The 22,312-nt window shown below is 45.1% G+C and carries 20 protein-coding genes and 2 tRNA genes; 13 read left to right on the top strand and 9 right to left on the bottom strand.

Annotated features, from left to right (window positions below; all coding sequences use genetic code 11):
• Positions 1-3 precede the first annotated feature (3 nt).
• The 9 genes from EJL04_RS10495 to EJL04_RS10455 all read right to left on the bottom strand — a co-directional run bounded on the left by EJL04_RS10495 (position 4) and on the right by EJL04_RS10455 (position 10,453).
• Positions 4-453 carry a hypothetical protein gene (locus EJL04_RS10495; RefSeq protein ID WP_125104896.1) on the bottom strand — a complete coding sequence of 150 codons (450 nt, stop codon included), beginning with the start codon at positions 451-453 and terminating at the stop codon, positions 4-6.
• A gap of 17 nt (positions 454-470) precedes the next feature.
• On the bottom strand, positions 471-995 hold the full coding sequence (locus EJL04_RS10490; protein WP_125104895.1) for an RNA polymerase sigma factor: 525 nt from the start codon (positions 993-995) through the stop codon (positions 471-473).
• A gap of 312 nt (positions 996-1,307) precedes the next feature.
• Positions 1,308-3,689 (bottom strand): T9SS-dependent choice-of-anchor J family protein, encoded by a 2,382-nt coding sequence (locus EJL04_RS10485; protein WP_125104894.1) that lies wholly within the window; start codon positions 3,687-3,689, stop codon positions 1,308-1,310.
• A 917-nt stretch (positions 3,690-4,606) separates the two neighbouring features.
• Positions 4,607-6,547, bottom strand: a complete 1,941-nt coding sequence (locus EJL04_RS10480; RefSeq protein WP_125104893.1) for a GmrSD restriction endonuclease domain-containing protein — start codon at positions 6,545-6,547, stop codon at positions 4,607-4,609.
• A gap of 1 nt (position 6,548) precedes the next feature.
• Positions 6,549-7,715, bottom strand: a complete 1,167-nt coding sequence (locus tag EJL04_RS10475; RefSeq protein ID WP_125104892.1) for a DUF262 domain-containing protein — start codon at positions 7,713-7,715, stop codon at positions 6,549-6,551.
• Positions 7,693-8,733 carry an IS630 family transposase gene (locus EJL04_RS10470; protein WP_125103825.1) on the bottom strand — a complete coding sequence of 347 codons (1,041 nt, stop codon included), beginning with the start codon at positions 8,731-8,733 and terminating at the stop codon, positions 7,693-7,695. Before EJL04_RS10470 ends, EJL04_RS10475 begins: the two co-directional genes overlap by 23 nt.
• 38 nt (positions 8,734-8,771) lie before the next feature.
• Positions 8,772-8,945 (bottom strand): GmrSD restriction endonuclease domain-containing protein, encoded by a 174-nt coding sequence (locus EJL04_RS10465; protein ID WP_125104891.1) that lies wholly within the window; start codon positions 8,943-8,945, stop codon positions 8,772-8,774.
• A gap of 38 nt (positions 8,946-8,983) precedes the next feature.
• A complete protein-coding gene (locus EJL04_RS10460) occupies positions 8,984-10,108 on the bottom strand; it encodes a Fic family protein (RefSeq protein ID WP_164511750.1) in 1,125 nt (374 codons plus the stop codon).
• A gap of 272 nt (positions 10,109-10,380) precedes the next feature.
• Positions 10,381-10,453: transfer RNA gene (locus tag EJL04_RS10455), tRNA-Phe, on the bottom strand.
• A 132-nt stretch (positions 10,454-10,585) separates the two neighbouring features.
• On the opposite strand from EJL04_RS10455, the gene EJL04_RS10450 reads away from it, so the two are divergent.
• From EJL04_RS10450 to EJL04_RS10390, 13 genes are all read left to right on the top strand, one after another.
• Positions 10,586-10,661, top strand: a tRNA-Pro gene (locus EJL04_RS10450).
• A gap of 280 nt (positions 10,662-10,941) precedes the next feature.
• Positions 10,942-11,733: a pyrroline-5-carboxylate reductase family protein gene (locus EJL04_RS10445; protein ID WP_125104889.1), complete on the top strand. Its 792-nt coding sequence runs from the start codon at positions 10,942-10,944 to the stop codon at positions 11,731-11,733.
• A gap of 495 nt (positions 11,734-12,228) precedes the next feature.
• A complete protein-coding gene (locus EJL04_RS10440; RefSeq protein WP_125104888.1) occupies positions 12,229-13,191 on the top strand; it encodes a Rossmann-fold NAD(P)-binding domain-containing protein in 963 nt (320 codons plus the stop codon).
• A 153-nt stretch (positions 13,192-13,344) separates the two neighbouring features.
• Positions 13,345-14,256 carry an AEC family transporter gene (locus tag EJL04_RS10435; RefSeq protein WP_125104887.1) on the top strand — a complete coding sequence of 304 codons (912 nt, stop codon included), beginning with the start codon at positions 13,345-13,347 and terminating at the stop codon, positions 14,254-14,256.
• Positions 14,257-14,384: 128 nt separating this feature from the next.
• Positions 14,385-15,410 carry a hypothetical protein gene (locus EJL04_RS10430; RefSeq protein ID WP_125104886.1) on the top strand — a complete coding sequence of 342 codons (1,026 nt, stop codon included), beginning with the start codon at positions 14,385-14,387 and terminating at the stop codon, positions 15,408-15,410.
• Positions 15,411-15,626: 216 nt separating this feature from the next.
• Positions 15,627-16,346, top strand: a complete 720-nt coding sequence (locus EJL04_RS10425; RefSeq protein ID WP_021855424.1) for a Bax inhibitor-1/YccA family protein — start codon at positions 15,627-15,629, stop codon at positions 16,344-16,346.
• 202 nt (positions 16,347-16,548) lie between these two features.
• Positions 16,549-17,025: an arginine repressor gene (locus tag EJL04_RS10420; protein WP_021855425.1), complete on the top strand. Its 477-nt coding sequence runs from the start codon at positions 16,549-16,551 to the stop codon at positions 17,023-17,025.
• A 136-nt stretch (positions 17,026-17,161) separates the two neighbouring features.
• Entirely contained in the window at positions 17,162-17,764 is a 603-nt protein-coding gene (locus tag EJL04_RS10415) for a GNAT family N-acetyltransferase (RefSeq protein ID WP_125105346.1), read from the top strand.
• A gap of 18 nt (positions 17,765-17,782) precedes the next feature.
• A complete protein-coding gene (locus tag EJL04_RS10410; protein WP_125104885.1) occupies positions 17,783-18,988 on the top strand; it encodes an argininosuccinate synthase in 1,206 nt (401 codons plus the stop codon).
• 4 nt (positions 18,989-18,992) lie between these two features.
• On the top strand, positions 18,993-19,196 hold the full coding sequence (locus EJL04_RS10405) for a PspC domain-containing protein (RefSeq protein ID WP_277595976.1): 204 nt from the start codon (positions 18,993-18,995) through the stop codon (positions 19,194-19,196).
• A gap of 305 nt (positions 19,197-19,501) precedes the next feature.
• Entirely contained in the window at positions 19,502-20,470 is a 969-nt protein-coding gene (gene argC / locus EJL04_RS10400) for an N-acetyl-gamma-glutamyl-phosphate reductase (RefSeq protein WP_125104884.1), read from the top strand.
• A 55-nt stretch (positions 20,471-20,525) separates the two neighbouring features.
• Positions 20,526-20,915, top strand: a complete 390-nt coding sequence (locus tag EJL04_RS10395; protein WP_125104883.1) for a four helix bundle protein — start codon at positions 20,526-20,528, stop codon at positions 20,913-20,915.
• A gap of 83 nt (positions 20,916-20,998) precedes the next feature.
• Positions 20,999-22,141 carry an aspartate aminotransferase family protein gene (locus EJL04_RS10390; RefSeq protein ID WP_125104882.1) on the top strand — a complete coding sequence of 381 codons (1,143 nt, stop codon included), beginning with the start codon at positions 20,999-21,001 and terminating at the stop codon, positions 22,139-22,141.
• Positions 22,142-22,312 lie beyond the last annotated feature (171 nt).

Genomic DNA, 22,312 nt, shown 5'->3' with positions numbered 1-22,312 from the left:
GTGTCATTGGCGCATCAGTTCGAGCGCGCCAAAGTTGTCTTCCTCGTCAGATGATACCATTTCGAGAGCCTTCAGGGCTTCTTCCTCAACCACCTTCTTGTTGGTGTACACCTTTCCGTCTATTACGGCATAGTTGTCGCTCTGGCGCGGCAGCGCGATCATCACCACCGCAATAAGTATGGCTGCCGCTGCCGTAATGGCCGTGTATATCCATCCGTGGCGGCCGGTCTTCCTTGCTTTGTTGAGGCTGCTGTCGGCTGTTGGGGCAGTCTCGACGGCGTCGGCCCGTTCTTCGGCAATGTAGGCAAACAAAGCCCTGTATGGCATCCATTCCTCAGGAATGTTGTTGTCCCTGTTGGTAAAATATCCGCGCAGAGCCCTTTCCTCAGCCGATGAGGTCTCACCGTCGAGATATTTGTCGAGCAGCTGCTTAATATATTCTTCCTTTTTCATCACACTATAAATATCGTTCAAAGCGTCAGTAAATCTTTTCTCTTGGCCCTTATGGCCGTAAGTTTTATAAAGTCCTCACGTATCTTGCGGCGTGCCCTCGACAGGTTTTGCCGGAGGCTTTCGGCCGTGCATCCCGTGATTTTCATTATCTCAGAGCTTTCGTAGCCCTCAATCTCTTTCATCTTGAATATCTGTCTTTGCAGCTCGGGCAGATGTTCAACGATAAGTCTTATCAGGTCGGCCTCGTCTTTGGCTTCGGCCCTGTGCCAGTCGTCGGCTGTCAGGCCTGTTGCTGAGGCCTTTCCGTCTTCCAGCCGGTCGTGGTGCCACTGGTCGCTGTATTTGTTGCGCAGCATGGTCATGGCCAGTGCCCTTTTGTTCTCATACCGGTCGAGCGTAGCCCGCATGCTCCAGAGCTTGAGCATCACCTCCTGCACCAGGTCCTCAGCGCTGTAGTCGTCTCCCGTAAGCTTGCGTGCCAGCCCTTTCAGCTCGTCGCGCATGGGTATTATTATGCGGTTAAATTCTTCCGGTTTCATCATTGTTTCATAAAGGTAACGTATGACGCGGAAAAACGTGACATCAAAAAAGAACTTTTTTTTAAATTTGTTTTGAAAAGCTGGATTGAAGCCGGGCTGCTGATGCCGGCAGAAACTTGTGGATTACATAGTCTTAACTTCAATCGGTCGATTTGGGCTTGATGTTATCATAGCTTCGTCGTGCCTATGTTGAAAGCCTGTTGTGATAGGTCTTTCCCATGCTCGTCTGCCGATGCCGGCTTGTGTTTATAAAAATAAGAACGGCCGGAGAAAATTTCCCCCGGCCGTAATATGGTCTGCCATGATGCGGCGTCTTTACTTCTTCACAAACTTATATCCCCTGACGTTGCCGTCGGCAGATTTTACAGTGGCAATGTATATTCCTGCCGGAAGCGATGACAGGCTGACAACGTTGCCTTCGGCAGTCAGTGTGGTGCGGCCTGCCGTGTCGCTGATAGCTATGCTCTTTGTGCCTTCGGCGGCCCGCAGTTCGTTGCCCGATATCATTATGCCTTCGCCCTCGCCTGTAACGGCTGTTACGCCTGTTCCTGTAGAGCCGGTGTATATGCCTATGTTGTCGAGCAGCAGGCAGTCGCCGCCTTTGGTTCTGAGGCGTATTGCTATATAGATGTCCTTGCCGTCATAGTCGGCCAGACTTATTCCTCGTGTCTTCGGTTCTGCTGTCTCGCCCTCAACGTTGAGCACTTCTGTGTATGCTGCGCTGTTGTCTTCGGTGGCAGACACCATTATCTGATAGTCCTCAAGGAACTGCTGATTGAAAGAGTTTGCGTCCCACACGAGATAGCTGTCTTTGCCTTTGATGCTTACCTTCGGCATTATGAGCCAGCGGTCGGCCTGGTCGGTGCCTTCGAGCCATGATGTTCCTGCCAGCATATATTCGCCGAACACGTTATGCGCTACGATGTTGAACAGGCCCCATCCATCTGCGTTAAACTCGTCGCCGGCTGACGGGTCTACGGTGCCGTTGTCCTCGGCGCGGAATGTGAAGTCAGATGGAAGTTTGCCGTCCTCAAAGTCCCAGAATTTCACTGGCTTGCTTACCGCGGTGAAGTCTTTTGTCAGCACGTTGTTGTCGGCGTTCTCGTCGTTGTCGTTCGCAACTTCCACCTTCAGCTTGTGGCTGCCGTCGCTCATGTCTGCCAGCAGGCCGCTGAACGTAACGGTTGTGGCGCTCTGAGCCTTCATGGCGATGGTGCTGTCTTTAACGGCCACGTCGTCGATGCTAATTGTTACTTTGGCGTCAAGGTCAGCCACGCCGCTGTTGGCCAGGTTGAATATCACGTCCTTGAGGTTACTCTCGCGCACAAAGTCGTAAGGACTCTGCAGGTCAGAAACGGCAAGGTCGTTGAGGTTGCTTTCAACCTTCTCGAACGAAACGTCGTCAACGAGAATGAGGTTCTGGTTCTTGTCGCTGAACGCATAGAAGCCTAAATAGATGGTCTGTGCCTTGTCGATATGAACAACGTTGACAGACTCCTCGTATTTGTTGTTCAGAATGGGGTTGAACTCCACAATCTTGTTGGTCATGGCCTCAGGCTTGGCCTCGTTGCCCCAGTATACGGCCATCTTTTCGGGATAAGAGTCGAGGTTTGAATACCAGAACTTCAGCACGTAATAGCCCGGTTCAACGTTTATCGGGTCAAGCATGGCCCAGTCGTCGCCGCTGTTGTTTGAGTCATAGCCGTAAGCCAGACAGCCGTTGCCTGTGTGCGCCATGTTGAAGAAACCTGATTCGATGCTTACGTCCCATGTGCCCTCGTCGTTGTTGAGGTTGTAGAAGGTGAAGTCCTGCGTGTTCTCCGAAGCCTCGAAGCCCATTGTGTAAGGAGCATTCATCGGTGCTTTGTGCCTTACAGAGGTGTAGCATGTGTCGTTCGTGTGGTCGAAGTCGTCGGAATGAGTGGCCCATGCCTTTATTTCGTATGTGGTCAGCGGGGCAGAGAGGTCGGCTTTGGTCTTGAACGTATATTCAAGTGTCTCGCCGGCTGCGAGCGGCTCGCTTACAGTCTCGTTGGCAATCTCCTTGCCGTCAACTGCAAACGCTACGTCAAACCCGCTCAGGTTAGTGCGTCCGCTGTTCTTTATCGCCACCTTTACAGTCTCCTGTCCGAGGCCGTAGCCCGTAGCAGGGCTCAGTATCTCCGCAACTTTTATGTCTGTCGGGTTGGCAATCGGCTCAACTGTAACCGAACAGAGATAAAGATAGTCCTTGTAAGCCGTAGATGTGGCGCGGAACGCTATGTGGAAAGGCTCGCCGGCCTTGGCGTCAACGAGAAAATAGCCCGACTGCTCGTCTTTCTTTATATTGTCGTATGTAGCCTCCTTGCTGGTCATGTCTTCCACGGTTCCGCCCTTGCCCGAGTACACCTCCATGCTCTCGCCATACATGCTTCCGCTGAATGTGTATTTCACTATCAGCGTGCCGGTCTCGCTTGGCGTTATGGCAGGCGAAATCAGCCAGTCGTCGCCGTTGTTGAAGTAGTCGTACTTATAGGCCACTTTCGACGGGGTGCCTTCTTCGTTGAAGAGCCATGTGGCGCCGTCGCTGTTGGCATCAACCACGGTCCATGCGTTGAACTCGTCAACCGTCTCAAATGCTGTTGTATAGATTGCGTCTGCATGTGCAGAAACAACCGACAGCATAAGGAAAAGTAAAAACGTAGATATCTTCCTCATAATAATAATGTTGGGGCTCACTTGAAAATAACGCCTGAACGCCCGCAAGGCTGATCCCCCTTTAACCTTACGAAAGTTGGCCTGATGAAATGTTTAGATTATAAATATAGTAAAAGAATCGTTATGTATGGTTGCAAAATGAAATACTTTAATTAAAATTAACTCGAAAATGAAAGCAAACAGAAGTTTGGTAGATAATATGTGATATATGGAACAAACAACGTGAGACATAAGACGGCGACAAAATGAAACAAAAAGACGACCGGCGGCATGAATAGAAATAGATAAAACCATCTATAGCTTAATGAAATATTGTGGCTTGGTAACGTCGAAAAATACATCTCCTGTCATGTTCTGCGTTTGGTGTTTTTGATAAATAAAGCAAACGGAGTTTGTAAATATTTATGACATTTTCCGTCCGTTTGACGCTCTCAGAATGGCGATGTCCGTCCTCAATCCACTTTTTGCCTTGAAAATCGCCATATTTTGCCCATTTCTGTTAAGTTGTTGTCCTACAGATATTTACGTAAAATACATCTTAAATATCAATAGTTAAAAAACATTACTCTGCCGTTTACCACTCAAAAGTGGCCCATTTACGATGCGTTACCCATCACTTTTCGCATCAAAAGCAACCGTTTTAGCAGTAAAAAACGATTATTTTAGCTTGGTTTTATGAGGTAAAAGTAAATATAAGTTAATATACCTATTGCGTAAAGGCTGTTGTTTTAACTTTCGTTATAATTTAATTTTCTAGATTGAGAAAATATTTTGTCATGATTATTTACTGGAAAGTTGGTTCGTAATAATCATCATGAACAGATATAAAAAATTCGAGATAGTTAATTTAAAGATTGTGTGTACTATCTCGAATTTTTATATAGTGAAAGTCTTTTAGCTATATTTTATTAATGATGTTATTCTTGTTCCGTTATTTTACTTTTTAGCAATTCAACCATTTCTTCCTCTAATTCTGCACATTCAAAGTCTTTCCAATTTTGTTGTGTCGATGTTCTTTCGGCCATTACTCTTAATTTGAGACTTCCTTTTTCTATTTGAGGTTTATAATTAGACTTTTTCGCTTCAGGGGCAATATTAGAAAATTGTGAGTTGATATTTCTTTGTAAAAGGCACAGATTGCCAAATCTGTCCACTTGGTCCCATTCGTCAAATGTTCCTTTTGAAGGATTCTGCGGATACCAGTGTTCAACAGAGTTTCTGAATTCAAATGTAAAGTCCTCATATTTTCTGTCTGAATTTTTATCTCTTTCCCAAATTAAGTAATCCAGATAGTTCAATATTATATGAGGAGTGTTTACCCCTAAATTCAGACAGTTGTCTATTTTGAAGAAGTTTTTAACTTCATCAATAGCTTCCTGTTCAATTATTTCGCTATATGCTGCAATGTGTTCATTAATTTTTCCGTCTTTGTTAAGACATACTTCTGTCAACCAAGAGAGTAATGATGTAATCCAGTGCATAACTTTAGGTGAGGTATATGACACACGCAAAGCCGACTCCAGCATGATATTTGTTTTGCATCTGTTTCTGTTCGTTTTATCCCATTCGCCAACTCTTGTGAATGTAGAATTTTTAAAATATGGTTTCTTTTGTGAGCCTTGCCCTGATACATAAAGAGTTTTCAGACTCCATTCACCGTCATTACTATTATTTGCGTATTCACGTTTAATGATATACTCGTCAAACAATACTCTTGTTTGTAAAAGACAAATAGTAAAGTCACGGACAAATTTTTTCCTGTCGTTCTTTATCGGTTGGCCTTTCTGTATTCCATTTTCAATTACATTATTAAAACTGGTTATGAGCTTTTTGTCGTCTAATAAATCATCTATAATCTTTTTATTTAGATTTTGGTGCGTTATTTCTTTTTTCCAAATAAAGACCTTTAATGCATGTAGCAGAAAATAAGGAAAGCTGATTATGCTCTCAAAACGCACTCTTTCATCATTTTCATTATATCCTTCTTCTTCCTCTGTTTTGAAGTCTTGGTCAATAATTTCTGATATCTTATGTGCTTGACTGTTCTGTTTCTTCCCTAATTGCGGAATAATCCTCATGCTGTAATTACGGAGCGTGTCAATAGGAATATCGTTCCAACTGTCTCCAAACAATTCTTTACGTACAACATTATTCTTGCTTATAAAGTGCATTTGTACATATCCGTCCATATCGCTGCATGCATCCCAAATTATGGAGAACATTTCTTTTTCCATTTCTGCGTTATCTCCCAAATAGTCTATAAGTTTTGCCTTTAGAATATCATGCTGTTCGAGCTGTTCGCCTCGTGTGTTCATTATTTCGAAATAGCGGTTCATGTCAGTGTTTTCAGGTACTTCTATTTGATAAAGAATAACACGTGACAGTTTTTCTATAAATTTATTTTTATCAAAATCCTCTCTTCCTATATTCTCTTTTAAAATTTTTATGCCGGTTTTTATATTGTCTTGCAACATTTCACCTTCCAAATCACCATCAGTTTCATTAATCACTTCATGAATATGTTCTAATGTGTAATTTGATTTCTTACGGCATGCAAATGATAAAGAGTGTTTTGTATTAATGCCAAGACAATTTAATAAAAGATATAATGATGTCAGTCTTTGTTGGCCGTCGATTACTTCGAGCTTTTCGCCGGTATTGGAGACAATAAGTGAACCAATATAGTATTTTTCTCCTTCTTCAATATCATTGACGTCTTCAAGTAACTGTACAAGTTGTTTGTCTTCCCATGCATAGGCTCTTTGATAAAGTGGAATTATGAATTGTAATTCGCCATCGAATATATTTGTATTGTTCTTTAAATCAAGAACTTTTAATTCCTTAACCTGATCTTTCATATTATAAAGTCTTTAGAATGTTATATAATGGTTCCCATTTTTCATCATTAGGAACATCATTAATTTTTATTTGCAATCCAGATATTTCAGTATGTTTCCTTGCATAGCAGATTTGTGAAAACATAGGTATGCTGTTTGTATAGCGTGCATTGTTCATATCTCCTATGGCGTATTTGTTGATGCTGTCAAATCCCAACGATACCATATCAAGCCTTAACGCAAATGCCCAACGGCATAACTTTTTTACAGCCATTGTATCAAAATTATGAAACCTGTCATAATAACACAACAAGGCGCAAAAGAATAAGTTGCGTGTATGCCTAAAACCGATACTGTCTTTTTTTACTTGGATGAACTCTTTTTCTTTGTCATCTGCATCTGGATTTTTTGTTATGGTGATGATTTTATATATTTCCTTGAAATCCTTATTGACACATATTTCCGTCTGTATATTGCTCAATAATTGTAAATAGTGGTCCACCATTTCAAAGAAATCATTGCCGGCTACAAAAGGTTCAGTAATCTGAAAATATGGTGTTGCCTTATTTACACGTTTTGCATAAGTGTAATCCGAAAATTCCGGAACACCCTTATATATGTCAATTTCTTTTGTCGTGAACGTTGTCGTCTTTCTTCCTCTTGACCAATTCCATATAGGAAACAGATAGTTGGCAAACAGTTCTCCTATTTTCTTGGTATCTTTAGCTTCCCATTTTGTTACGGCTGCTTCCATTTCGTATGGATACTTTTTCATTTCTCTTAAATGGAACGCTTTAAGTAAGTCATGTGGATCGAGAGCTTTGCCTCTGGTGTTTTGCGAGTCGAATAATTGAAATGCCTCAGAAACTTTGGTTACACTGATGACAACAACTTCCAGTATATTTCTAAATGCATTGATAAAGTTGTCTTTAACCTTCTTTTCTTTTAAAGAGAACCATTCTTTTATATATTCAAAATTGTTGTGAATATTTATCTGAGAAGATTTATTGGCAAATGAAATATTGAATATGTCGCATGAAAAATTGCTATCAATACATTTTCTTATTAAGGACAAAGATATTATTCTTTGCTGTCCGTCAACTATGTCGTAGCTTAATTCGTTTGATTTATCGTGTAAGATTATAGTTCCAACTCGATATTTATAGTTAAAAAGAAATGGTTTGCGAATTACACAAACGAAATTTGAGAGTTAGAAGTGACTCCAACTCTTCTTTATAGTTTCCGATATTGTCGAAGAAATCCTTGATGGCCTGTCTGAATTTCTCTTTTGTCCTGTAGAATCCGGTGTTAATGACCTTCTTCCTGAGGAACTTCCAAAGCCTTTCAATCAAATTGAGGTTCGGCGAGTAAGGCGGCAGGAATATCTGTTTGATTTTCGTCCCGTTTACCCATTCCTTGAGCTTTTTGTTGTGATAATAGCGGGCATTGTCGGAGATGATATAGATGACGGAAGCTTCGGGATGCCTTTCCAAGGCTGACTGATAAACATCCCGGGTGGATTCGGCATTGACGCTCTCACAGTCATGCGCTATCACATCTGTCACGTCATATGCATTAAGCAACCCGTTGATGTTCACCCTGTCACGACCGCTGACGGTCGGCTGTTCAAGTCTCTCGCCTTTCTCTATCCACGCATAAGTGGAACGGCTGTTGTGGGTCGGATGGACACCGTCCGCATAATAAACCACCGCATCTTCCGGCATACCGGAAAGAATTTCTGAAAGTTTCCCGGCAAAGGCCGCCTGCCTTGAGGCATCAGCCTCACAAGGGACTTCCGATGTCTTCTTATAGGTAAATCCGATGCGGTTCAGCAAGTCTGCAACCCCCTGGGGAGTGTATTCAACGCCGAATGCGGACTTTATCCAGGCCGCCACACCTTTGGCATCCGTATATATGTGCTCGCGTAGTTCCTTGCACAAGGCTGCCAGCTGACGGCTGTCAAGAAGCCCCCAATAACCCTTGTAACGGTTTTCCAGAAGTTCATCAGCACCACCATGTAAATAAGCGGAACGATAACGGTATACAGTGGAAACGTCTATTCCAAGACATGAGGACACGAAAGAGGGCGTATTACCCATGCCCAACATCAGAATGCAAGTCACACGGGCATAGTCGGAACTTCCGGCTAAATTCCGTTGAAGTTTACGCAAAACTTCCATTTCTGATGTCGACAACTGAATTTCCATAGTGCAAAGATACTATTTTTTGAATGATTTTTCGCATTTCACTTACTTTTGACTATAAATTTAAAATTGTATTTTTGGTAATCGTTTATTGCATCTGAAATATCATTCAATAATGCGTCAATGTTTTGCGTTGTCCACTTATATGGCCTTTGATAATTAGGAATAACCAGAGGCATTTTTAGCAGATTGTCAACACTTAGAATTTTTGCCATGTTTTGTGTATTTTGTTAAAATGCAGGATAAATAATAATCATAAATCTTCAGGCATAGGGATGACAAGTATAGAGTCGCTGCACCGTATTCCATAAAATACGTCGCGAACACGGCCATGCTGTGGAATCAGAATGCCTTTCTCTATCAAATCTTTAATATCGCGCGCTGCTGTATCAGGCGATACCTTTACACGCTTTGCCCAGTTCTTGGTTGTCAGTTTACCAGGGTAACCGTCTAAATACATATTAAGAACTTCACGTTGTCTTTCAGACAGAATGGTTTCGGCATGGTTTTGCCAGAATATTGCCTTATTTAGGACTTTTGACAACGTTTCATCAGATTGCTCGACAGAACGAAGCAGGCAGTCAAGATACCAGACAATCCATTCTGTAATGTCACAATTTCCTTTTTGTGTTTCCTCCAGTATGTCATAATATTGTTTTTTGTCTTTGTTGATTTGATGCGATATACTGAAAAAACGCATTTTTGAGTCTTCTGCCTGTGAAAGTGCCATATCGGCGATGGCTCGCCCGATTCGTCCGTTTCCGTCATCGAAGGGATGGATGCATACAAACCATAAATGGGCTATTGCCGATTTTACATAGCCGTTATGGGTATCTGAATTGAACCATTCAAGAAACAAATTCATCTCATCGCTTATTTTTTCAGGAGCAGGTGCAATATAATGCACCTTTTCACGGCCGAACATTCCTGATATAACTTTCATTTCTCCGCTTCGATATTTTGCCACGTCTATTTTTGTAGGGCCGCTCCAGCCTGTCGGGAACAGGCAGTTATGCCAGCCGAAGAGTCTTTCGTTGGTTAAAGGCTTGTTGAAATTAACGGTCGCATCAAGTGCCATTTCAACCACTCCGTCTATATAGCGGGAAGATTCTGTAGAATTCTGTATTTGTACTCCAAGTTTGCGGGCTACCGATGAGCGCACCTGCTCGCTGTTCAAATCTACTCCTTCAATTTCTGATGATGCAATGATGTCATGGGAGATTGATTCCACCACGGCAGACATCTTGTCGTTAAAGCCTATTAGGCTAAGACGCCCCATCAGATAGCCCACAGCCTTGTGAACTTTGTTTAGTTCCTCGCCAACACGTTCTTTGTTCCACGAAAAGTGGGGCCATTCTTTATGTTCATATATATACATAGGCAGAATTGTTTTTTGCAAATATACAGTTTTGCGGACAATTAACCGCATATTTTGCGGCTTATTGTCCGCAAAGAACGATGATTTTAATGATTTAGTTATGTAAAATATAATTTGTATCTGTTGTTGTGCAATGTATTTTGTTAGTCTTTCATTGGATATTTACATTGCCTGGCATGGGTTTATGTATTTGTTATTGCCGCTTTTTGTGTGTTTAATGAAAACAAAAAATCCTGATTTCGAAACGAAATCAGGATTCTGTTTGTTGAGAGTGGTACCACCAGGAATCGAACCGGGGACACAAGGATTTTCAGTCCTTTGCTCTACCAACTGAGCTATGGCACCATCGTTATTGCTTGATTGCGGGTGCAAAGATATGCCTTTTTTGTTAATCATACAAATTTTTGAGCATTTTTTTTGAAAAAAATGCACGAGTTTCAAAAAAATGCTTTACCTTTGCACTCGCTTTTAAGGCATCGGGATTTAGCGCAGTTGGTAGCGCACTACGTTCGGGACGTAGGGGTCGCTGGTTCGAGTCCAGTAATCCCGACCAAAAGAGGTCAACAGGTTGGAGACAGCATGTTGGCCTCTTTTGGTTTTTGAAACTTTATTAAAGTTGGATATTTGGACAGAAAGGCACAACAATTATGTATATTTGTATGCCCGTTGTATCATTACGGGGGCATGGCTTGTGCTTTAAGCATGATAATTAAAATGCTGAAGCCGGTGGAGTGGGTGTCTTTATAATATAAATATGTCTTTGCCCGGACGGCAGTCGGTTTGCTGCGACAGGCATAACAGGGCTGACAGACTTATAAATAATATTGCAGATTATGAAAATATCGGTTATTGGTGCCGGTGCCATGGGTGGAGCCATGGTGGAAGGCTTTGTCAAGTGCGGGATGTTGGCGGCAGCCGACATCACTGTTTCGGCTCCTCATGAAGCGACGCTAGAGCGCTTTAAAAGTCTCGGAGTTAATGTTACTACAGACAACAAAGCAGCGGCAGCTGCAGGCGATGTGGTGTTTGTCGTTGTGAAGCCATGGCTGGCAGAACAGGTTATATGCGAAATACGGCCGGCTGTTGATTACAGTCGGCAGACCATTGTGTCGGTTATGGCCGGCGTAAGCGGTAGCCTGCTTAAGGAATGGCTTGGCGGAACAGACGGAAAGCTGCCCCGGCTGTTCATAGTGATACCCAACATAGCCATTGCCGTGAAAAGTTCGATGACGTTTATCGTTCCGGTTAATGCAGATGAAGAAGCCACGGCTGCAATGGCAGCCCTGTTTGACTCAACCGGATTGCAGATGGTTACGGAGGAACGGCTGCTCGGAGCTGCCACTACGCTTGCATCGTGCGGCATAGCCTATGCAATGAGGTATGTCAGGGCTTCGACAGAAGGCGGCGTTGAACTCGGATTCAAGGCGCATGACGCGCAGCGGATAGTGATGCAGACGATGAAGGGAGCCGTAGACTTGTTGCAGGCCAATGGCAGTCATCCTGAAGTTGAGATAGACAAAGTTACTACGCCCGGAGGCATGACGATACGCGGACTTAACGAAATGGAGCATGCCGGATTTACGAGTTCTGTGATACGCGGGCTGAAAGCCGGAATGTCGAAATAAGACTGAAACTTCAAAATGAATTTCTGATAACAGTGAAACCTGTATATTAGATAAATTATAATGCAAGTTTTATCCGTAATTTACGGATTGTAGAATATTTCGCTATTTAAGTTTCTTATTTTTCAAATTTAATTGTTACTTTTGGCAAGTTATATTTGGAGCCTGTGCAAAGGTGAAGATAAGAAATGCTCATGGTGGCAGCTATGCCAAAGCCTCTGTCGGGATTAGCCGAAAGGCACTTGGCGCTTAGCCTTGTGAGTATGCAGCCGGTTTGCTCTTTGTGGGCGATGAGGCTGTAAATGTTGAATTTTATTAAGACTGCAAACTCTGATTTGTTGAGCAGGTGTAAGACGATACGGCATCTGCCATGCGTGATGCGCAGGCCTCCTGTCGCACTTTGCAGAATACAGGGCTGTAAATCTGCTACACTGTCTGACGGAAAGTCAGACGTTTTTATGAACTTTCAGGTATTAGGGAAATTTTTAATAAAAAGATATGAATACATTTATAAACGTAGAAGATATCGGCAATCTGCAGCAGGCACTTGCCGAAGCACAAGAAATAAAGAACGACCGCTTTAAGTATCAGCATCTTGGCAAGAACAAGACGCTGATGATGATTTTCTTCAACAACAGTCTGCGCACACGACTCAGCACGCAGAAGGCTGCCATGAATCTTGGCATGAACGTGATAGTGCTCGACGTAAATGCCGGTGCGTGGAAACTGGAGACAGAGCGCGGAGTAATAATGGACGGCGACAAGAGCGAGCACCTGCTCGAAGCCATTCCGGTGATGGGCTGCTATTGCGACCTTATCGGTGTGCGCTCGTTTGCAGGCCTGACCGACCGCGAGTATGATTATGCCGAAACCGTGCTCCATCAGTTTATCAAGTACAGCGGCCGTCCTGTGTTTGCCATGGAAACGGCAACGGTGCATCCTCTTCAGGCTTTTGCCGACCTAATAACCATTGAGGAGCACAAGACAAAAGCCCGTCCGAAGGTTGTCCTGTCATGGGCACCCCATTGCCGTGCATTGCCGCAGGCCGTTCCAAACTCGTTTGCGCAGTGGATGAACGCTGCCGACGTAGACTTTGTTGTCACTCATCCCGAGGGTTATGAGCTCGATCCGAAGTTTGTTGGCAATGCCCGTGTTGAGTACGACCAGATGAAAGCTCTTGAAGGAGCCGACTTCGTTTATGCCAAAAACTGGAGCTGTCCCGGCGTGACCAGTCCGTCTGACTACGGCAAGATATTGAGCAAGGACATGTCGTGGACAATAGACGCGGCACACATGGCTGTTACAGATAACGGCAAGTTTATGCACTGTCTGCCCGTACGCCGCGGTCTTATCGTAACAGACGATGTGATAGAAAGTCCTAATTCGCTCGTCATTCCAGAAGCTGCCAATCGCGAGATTTCAGCTTCTGTGGTAATCAAGCGAATGCTCGAGTCATTATAGAATTCAACATTTTAAATCATATTTGCTAACGGAGAATGCAGGCCGATGATGACAAGTCGGGTCTGCATTCTTTATGGCTACAACCGAAAATAGTTCAGGCATTTATATATTAATACTCATTTTACTGAGTAAAAGGATATATTAAAAATAAAAATGGATAACATTGTTATACAGATGATCATACTCCTGCTGCTTGTAGTGGCGGGATTTGTTTCAAACAGATGCGGACTTATGGGCGGCGATTTCGACCGTAAGTTGTCAGGTTTTATTATCAACGTGTCGTGTCCCTGTCTTATCATATCGTCAGTGATGGGCGACGTTTTTCCCGACCGGGGCATGATATTGCCATTGCTCGGCGTAGGCATGATTACATATGTACTGCTGTTTTTGATAGCCTATTTCCTTCCACGCTATTTTGTCCGCAAAGCCGACTATCGCGGAATGTATAGTTTTATGCTTATGTTTGCAAACGTTGGTTTTATCGGCTATCCCGTTGTGGCATCAATCTTTGGCAGCCAGGCCGTATTCTATGCCAGTCTGCTCAACATACCCAACACACTTTTCATCTTTATTGTCGGTCTGTCGTTTGTCCTTGGAAGCACAGACGGACACAAGTTTAATGTCCGCACGCTGTATTGTCCGCCAATGGTGGCGTCTTATGTTTCGATAGTTATAGTGGCCCTTGGGCTTGATTCCATACCGAGGGTGGTGTCTGAGCCGTTTCATCTTTTGGGAGGCATCACCGTTCCGGGAGCGTTGCTTGTTATCGGTTCTTCGATGGCCCAGATGGATACACGCCATATACTTGGCACTAGGTCGGTCTATGTCATGTCGGCCTTCCGCCTCTTGATAATCCCCGTAGCCATATATTTTCTGTTGCGCTTTTGCGGAGTAGACGAGACAATTAACCGCATCAACACCGTGCTTATTGGCATGCCGGTGGCCTCTTATGGCACTATGTTTTGCCTGAGATACGGGCGCGATGAGAGCGAGATGGTTGAGGGCACGCTGATCACTACCATTCTTTCCGTTGTCACCATACCTTTGCTTACGCTGATATTTTGATGCGCAGATGTTGACCGGTGTGAATGAAATATTATGTCTTTGATGTCAATTTTGTGATAAAAAAGCTGTTTTTGCGTATGCTTTAAATTTTAAAGCATTATTTTTGCGCCTAAAAAGAATATCTGCTTATGGAAAAATATGCTGTTCTGTCGGCCGTTGCCAGGGGAAATTTCTGGGAGCGGCTGTGCCATCTCTACATGAAGACGGGCGATTATGTTGATATGGAGAATCTTGAAAACCGCCATATCGTTTATGTTAAGGTGTTTCTTAGCGACATCCGCAACCAATATGCCGCTCTGCTCGAGTCGCAGCTGTGGCACGACTATCTTTCGCATGTGCCGTGTTCCGTGGTAGGGCAGGCTCCGCTTGACGGGTCGAAGGTTTCGCTTCTTGTATGCACGTCAGATGCTTCGTCGGCTTCTTCGTTTTGCAGCTTAAGGCTCTGCGGGACCGACCTGGCCGGTAAGGATGCCTATGGGCAGGCTGTGGCTCTGTTCGAAAAGTTTGTCGGTTCGGCTAATCTTGCCGATGACGCTTCAGGAGTTGGCTGCCTGCGCGTGTGGCTTTATGTGGCTGATACTGACGGCTGTCTTGATGCCGTTGAGAAGGCACGCGACGACGTGTTTGGGCGTCATGGCATTGATGCCGGCAAATTGCGTATGGCCGTTACGGTTGTTGGCGGCGTAACACATGCCGACGGAGCCGTGGTGGCTCTCGACTATCTGTCGTTTGGTGGCGATGCCAAGGCTGTCGTTCCTCCTTGCTCTGATGAAGGCTCGGCAAAAGATGAGTCTGCCGCAGGCTATGGCTGTATAGACCTTGGCGTAGATTTAGGCAGCGGGTTGCGTGTTGACATCCCGCCGTTCGTACTTCCTTCTGCGACTGATGCCGACATGAGTCAGCTCGATGTGCGCCAGTATACCGGACAGATTCTTGGCGACATGGGCGTAAGGCTTAAGCGCTACGGCCTGACGATGAACCACGTAAGTTGCTTTGTGGCTTATCTTCGTGACTTTTCTGACTATACCGATGTCGACCGTCTGCTCTCCATGGCTTTCCCTTATGTGCCTCACGTCATTGTATGTGCCGACGGAGCCGGCGGCTGCTTGCCGGTGATGATAGAGTGTGTTGCCGAGAGGCCTGCCGAGGCCTGACACGGGGCCTATCTGTCATGTACAGCGACATTTACGTCTGTCACAATGTCTGTATATACGGAATATTTGTGAATAATCAATGATTTTTATTAAAACAAAGGCATTTGTCGCTTTTTTTGCTTATGTTTGCATAACATATTATGCCTGCTTTGCCGGGCATTTAAAAGTTAGGAGATAAAAAAGAAATCATAAAAACAACAAAACCGAAAAGAAAAAATGAACGAAGAAAGATTGTATGATCTCATACGCGAGAAAGAAAACATCGCGTCGGTAGCATTCCCGTCGCTTATGCGCAAGGTTTACGTGTGGATGACTTTGGCCCTTGTCATAACAGGCTTTGTGGCTTATGGCGTGGCTTCAAGTCCCGGCATAATAACAGCCCTGGTGTCTAACAAACTGCTGTTCTGGGGCTTGTTCATAGCCGAGCTGGCTTTGGTATGGACTGTTTCGGCACGCATCAACCGCCTGTCGCTCACCACAGCCACACTGCTGTTTATCCTTTATTCTGCCCTCAACGGAGCCACGCTGTCGCTTATTCTGCTCGTATATACAATGCAGTCTATTGCCAGCGTATTCTTTATCACGGCCGGCACGTTTGCCGTTATGGCAGCCATAGGCTATTTCACCAAGGCCGACCTGTCTTCATTGGGCAAGATACTTATGATGGCCCTTATCGGTCTGATCATCGCCACTGTGGTCAACGCCTTCCTGCTTAAGAGCGGCGGCTTCAGTCTTATACTTAGCTACGTCGGCGTACTGATCTTTGTCGGTCTTACAGCCTACGACACTCAGAAGATAAAGCAGATGCTTATTATGGCAGACGATGTTAACGAGGAGACACAAAAGATAGCCCTCTTAGGCTCGCTTTCGCTCTATCTCGACTTTATCAACCTCTTCCTTTATCTGCTCAGGATATTCGGAAACAGCAGAGAATAAAAGATTCATCAGTTGCGCCTTTTGACGGTGCAAATTATAAGTGTTGAAGCAGGATGCAGTTGTGCATCCTGCTTTTTTGTTGAATATATATTCAGAAATATGTGAAAAATAGTTCTGTTGACGTATTTTTATACAAAAATGTTTGTATATATACGTGAATGATTGTATATTTGCAAACATAAATGAATAAATATACAGGCAAATGAAATCAAAGAACGGTAGATTACAGACTTTGCGTATGCTTATCTCAAGCCAGGAGCTTTGTTGTCAGGACGAGGTGCTCAAGGCTCTTGAGAAAGAAGGCTACAAGGTTACGCAGGCCACGTTGAGCCGCGACATGAAACAGCTTAAGGTGGCAAAGGCTACAAGTTTGAGCGGCAAATACTTCTATGTGCTGCCCAACGAGACGATGTATAAGCGCGTGTCGAGCCCTAAGACGGCTGCCGAGATGCTGCTTACGTCTGGATTTATGTCTATCAACTTTTCTGGCAACATGGGCGTTATAAGGACACGTCCGGGCTATGCCAGCAGTCTGGCTTACAACATCGACAACAGTGGCATACCATTGATATTGGGCACTATTGCCGGCGATGACACTATTTTTATTGTCATAAAGGACGGTGTGAGGCACGGAGACATTGTGGCCGAGCTGCGCAACGTCATTCCTGACATAAAATAAAGGTGGCAATAGATAATAAATAACAGAAACTTTTTAATATAAACAATGTATCAATGCCGGTTTCGTCCGGTCTTTCCCGTGCCTCATTTGGTTCGGGCAGGGACTTGACGTCCTTTACGGCAGAAACGTTACAATGATGAAAGAAATTGAAGTAATGGTGGCTGATGCGTCACATGAGAAATATGTTGACACCATTCTCGATACAATGGCGGCAGCCGCCAAGGTGCGCGGAACGGGTATTGCCAGCCGTAGCCATGAGTATCTGGCAACCAAGATGAGAGAAACCAAGGCCGTTATAGCCCTGTGTGACGGAAGGTTTGTCGGCTTCAGCTATATTGAGACATGGGGCAACAAACATTATGTAACCACTTCGGGACTTATCGTTCATCCCGACTACAGAGGCATGGGCGTGTCGAAGCGCATAAAGGACATGACCTTCACGCTGGCCCGCACACGCTGGCCTAAGGCAAAGATATTCAGCTTGACGAGCGGTTCGGCCGTGATGCGCATGAACACGCAGCTGGGCTATCTGCCCGTAACCTTTGCCGACCTTACAGACGACGAGGCATTCTGGCGCGGATGCGAGGGCTGCATCAACGTAGACGTGCTGAAGCGCACGGGCCGCCGCTACTGCATCTGCACCGGCATGCTTTATGACCCGGCCGAGCATGAGGGCGACAAAACTCCGATAGAGTTGCCCGCAAACGTTATTGAGAGAATTAAAAGAATTGGAAACTGATTAAAAAACATATTTGTTATGGCAGACAAGAAAAAAGTAGTTGTGGCATTCTCAGGTGGACTCGACACCTCTTACACAGTGATGAAACTATCGCACGACATGGGCTATGAAGTCTATGCTGCATGCGCCAATACTGGCGGATTCAGCGACGAGCAGCTCAAGCAGAACGAGGAAAACGCCTATAAGCTGGGCGCAAAGGAGTATGTCACGCTCGACGTTACACACGAATATTATGAGAAAAGTCTGAAATATATGATTTTTGGCAATGTGCTCCGCAACAACTGTTATCCAATTTCAGTGTCGTCAGAGCGCATTTTCCAGGCCATTGCCATTGCACGCTACGCAAAGCAGATTGGTGCCGACGCCATTGCTCACGGTTCAACGGGAGCGGGCAACGACCAGATACGTTTCGACATGACGTTCCTCGTCATGGCTCCTGGCGTTGAGATTATCACGCTTACACGCGACCATGCCCTCTCGCGTAAGGAGGAAGTCGACTATCTTAACGCTCATGGATTCTTTGCCGACTTCACCAAACTTAAATACTCTTACAATGTTGGCATCTGGGGCACGAGTATCTGTGGCGGCGAGATTCTCGACTCTGCAAAAGGACTGCCCGAGGAAGCTTACCTGAAGCACGTTACACGCAACGACGAGAGCGAGCTGCGCATAGAGTTCAAGAAGGGAGAAATAGTTGCCGTCAATGGTGAGAAATACGACGACAAGGTTAAGGCAATACAGAAGATTGAGGAGATAGGTGCGGCTTACGGTATAGGCCGCGACTGCAACGTTGGCGACACTATCATCGGCATAAAGGGCCGTGTAGGCTTTGAGGCTGCCGCTCCGAAACTGATAATAGAGGCTCACCGCATGCTCGAGAAATATACGTTGAGCAAATGGCAGCAGTATTGGAAAGACCAGGTGGGCAACTGGTACGGAATGTTCCTGCACGAGAGTCAGTATCTTGAGCCTGTAATGCCCGACATCGAGGCTATGCTCACCAGCAGTCAGCGCAACGTAAACGGTACGGCCATACTGAAGCTCCGTCCGTTAGGTTTCGAGTGTGTAGGTGTTGATTCGCCCGACGATCTGCTCAAGTCAAAGTTAGGCGAGTACGGCGAGATGCAGCACGGCTGGACAGCCGAAGAGGCCAAGGGCTTCATCAAGGTACTGAGCACGCCATTGAGAGTTTATTACGGAATACACGAGGACGAGGAAAGATAATGCTATGATGGGCCGAAAATTATATTTGTCGGATAAAGACCGTAAGATTGCGGGCGTATGTGGCGGCTTGGCCGACTATTTCGGAATAGATTCTACCATTGTACGTATATTATGGGCTTTGGCCGTAATGGTGAGTTATGGCACAGGTTTCATTCTTTATCTCGTCTTTTGGCTTATCGTTCCACGAGAAAAAAATATACTTCCTTGAAAACTGCAATGATCAGGGTTGAGTGAATTTAGATAGAGTGAAAAGTGAACAATTCAAATGCTGAGTTGCTCTATAACGACAATAAAACTACAAAGCTATTGTTCTGTCGGATTTGTAATCCGACAGTATAAAGTATCAGGATCTGTGATCCGAAACTCATACCTATTAATAAAAAATAGGAAGTAGGCAAATTGAATTTAGCTTCACAGATTGTTGGCTCTTTATTTATAGCAACAAGGCATATGACTTTAACTCCTAGCCAACTTGTTGGCGATAACTCCTCTAACTCCTTTAACTACTTTAAAATGATAAAAATCGGAATACTTGGTGCCGCCGGATATACCGGCGGCGAACTTATAAGATTATTGATAAATCATCCGCAGGCAGAGATTGTGTTTGCCAACAGCGAGAGCAACGCAGGCAATCCTGTTACTGATGTTCACGAAGGACTTTACGGCGACACGGATATGTGCTTCACGTCGGATATGCCGTTTGATAAGGTGGATGTTGTGTTCTTCTGTTTCGGTCACGGCAAGAGCCGTCAGTTCCTTCAGGAACACGACATACCGGCCAACGTCAAGATAATAGACCTTGCGCAGGACTTCCGTCTGGCAGAGCCGGGCAACGACTATGTCTATGGTCTGCCCGAAATAAACCACGACAAGATAGCCAACGCCATGCACGTGGCTAACCCCGGATGCTTTGCCACCTGCATACAGCTCGGTCTGTTGCCTGCTGCCGCCATGAAACTTATCAACGACGACGTGGCTGTTAATGCCATTACGGGCAGCACGGGTGCAGGACAGAAGCCCGGCGCGACAACGCATTTCAGCTGGCGCAACAACAACCTGAGCATCTACAAGGCGTTCAGTCATCAGCACGTGCCTGAGATTAGGCAGAGCCTCACGCAGGTGCAAGGCTCGCTCGATGCCGACATCGACTTCATCCCTTATCGCGGTGATTTCGCCCGCGGCATCTTCGCCACTTGCGTAGTGAAGACCGACGCTCCGGCTGATGAGATAATAGAGGGCTACAAGTCGTTCTACAAGGACGCCCCCTTCACTCATTATGTCGACAAGGCCATCGACCTGAAGCAGGTAGTAAACACCAACAAGTGCCTCGTTCACTGCGATAAATTCGGCAACAAGCTTCTCATCACTTCATGCATAGACAATCTCCTTAAAGGTGCCGTAGGCCAGGCCGTTCAGAACATGAACATCATGTTCGGCATTGACGATACAGAAGGACTAAGATTAAAACCAACGGCTTTTTAAGTGAAGAGTGAAGAACGAAGAGTGAAGAATTCAATTGTATAATTTATATAATGGCATGGGAACTAAAATAATAAACGAATATAACCGCAGCGATTCACCTTTACATCGGAAAAGTTATGAATTTTCGATACGGATAGTCAATATGGTGAAGTATATCAAATGTTCTGCCAAGGAATATGCGCTTACCAACCAGGTGCTTCGCTCTGGTACTGCCATAGGAGCGTTGGTAAGGGAAGCTGAATTCGCTCAAAGTTCTTCTGACTTCATAAATAAGCTGTCAGTAGCATTGAAAGAATGTAATGAAACTTTTTATTGGTTGAATCTTCTTAGAGATACTGATTTTATCAATGACAAGGAAGCCGAAAGTATGTTGCAAGACTGTAACGAACTGACTGCCATATTGGTGGCATCAGTAAAAACGGCAAAACAAAGAAATAATAAATGATATGGTGAAAAAACGAGGTGAATCAATCATAACAAAGCAATTGAATTCTTCACTCTTCGTTCTTCACTCTTAACTTAAATAAAATGACTTTATTCGACGTTTATCCATTATTCGACATTAACATAGTAAAAGGTCGTGGCTGTTCTGTTTGGGACGACAAGGGACAGGAGTATCTCGACCTTTACGGCGGTCATGCCGTTATAAGCATTGGCCACTGCCATCCGCATTATGTAGAGAAACTCACAGAGCAGCTCAACGCTCTCGGATTTTACAGCAACTCTGTTGTCAACGACCTTCAGCGTCAGCTTGCTGAAAGAATTGGCAAGGCGTGTGGCTACGGCGACTATCAGCTGTTCCTGATCAACAGCGGAGCCGAGGCTAACGAGAACGCGCTGAAGCTGGCTTCGTTTAAGACGGGACGCACGCGCGTGCTGTCTGCCTCAAAGGCGTTCCACGGACGCACCTCGCTTGCCGTTGAAGCGACAGACAATCCTAAGATTATCGCACCCATCAATGCCAACAATCACGTAACTTATCTGCCTCTTAACGACCTTGAGGCATGGGAGCGCGAACTGGCTAAGGGCGACGTCTGCGCCTGCATCATAGAGTGCATACAGGGTGTGGGCGGCATAAAGCTTGCCACAGAGGAGTTTGCCAAGGGACTTCAGGCTGCATGCCGCAAGTATGGTGCCGTACTGATATGCGACGAGATACAGTGCGGCTACGGCCGTTCGGGCAAGTTCTTTGCTCATCAGTGGATCGGCATACGTCCCGACATCATCACCGTAGCCAAAGGCATCGGCAACGGCTTCCCCATGGGTGCCGTACTTATCTCGCCCGACTTCAAGCCTGAATACGGACAGCTCGGAACAACATTTGGCGGCAACCATCTGGCATGTGCAGCAGCTCTTGCCGTGCTCGACGTTATTGAGAGCGAGCATCTTGTAGACAATGCGCATGAGGCAGGCGAATATCTCATGGCTAAACTGAAGGAACTTCAGGCCGAGGAGCCTCACATCAAGGAGGTGCGTGGCCGCGGCCTCATGATAGGCATCGACCTCGACATGTCTCACAAGGCGCTGCGTCAGAATCTTGTTTACACACAGCACTGCTTCACGGGCTGTGCCTCAACAAACATTCTCCGTCTTCTTCCGCCCCTGTGCTTCACCAAATCCATGGCCGACGATTTCATAGAGCGTCTCAAAAAGGCGTTCGCCGAGATTTAGGCTTAATGTGGATTTATGGTTAATCATTATAGTAATAAATGCTTCATCCTAGGGCAGCCGACATTCTCGGCCGCCCTTTTTTGTTTGCCGTAAAACAGTGCTGCAATTTTTTGTAAGAGGGGAGTTAAAGGAGTTAGAGTAGTTATCGCCAACAAGTTGGCTAGGAGTTAA

This window comes from Prevotella marseillensis (genome assembly GCF_900625065.1).
Classification (GTDB): domain Bacteria; phylum Bacteroidota; class Bacteroidia; order Bacteroidales; family Bacteroidaceae; genus Prevotella; species Prevotella rara.
This window is presented reverse-complemented; position numbering and strand designations above follow the sequence as displayed.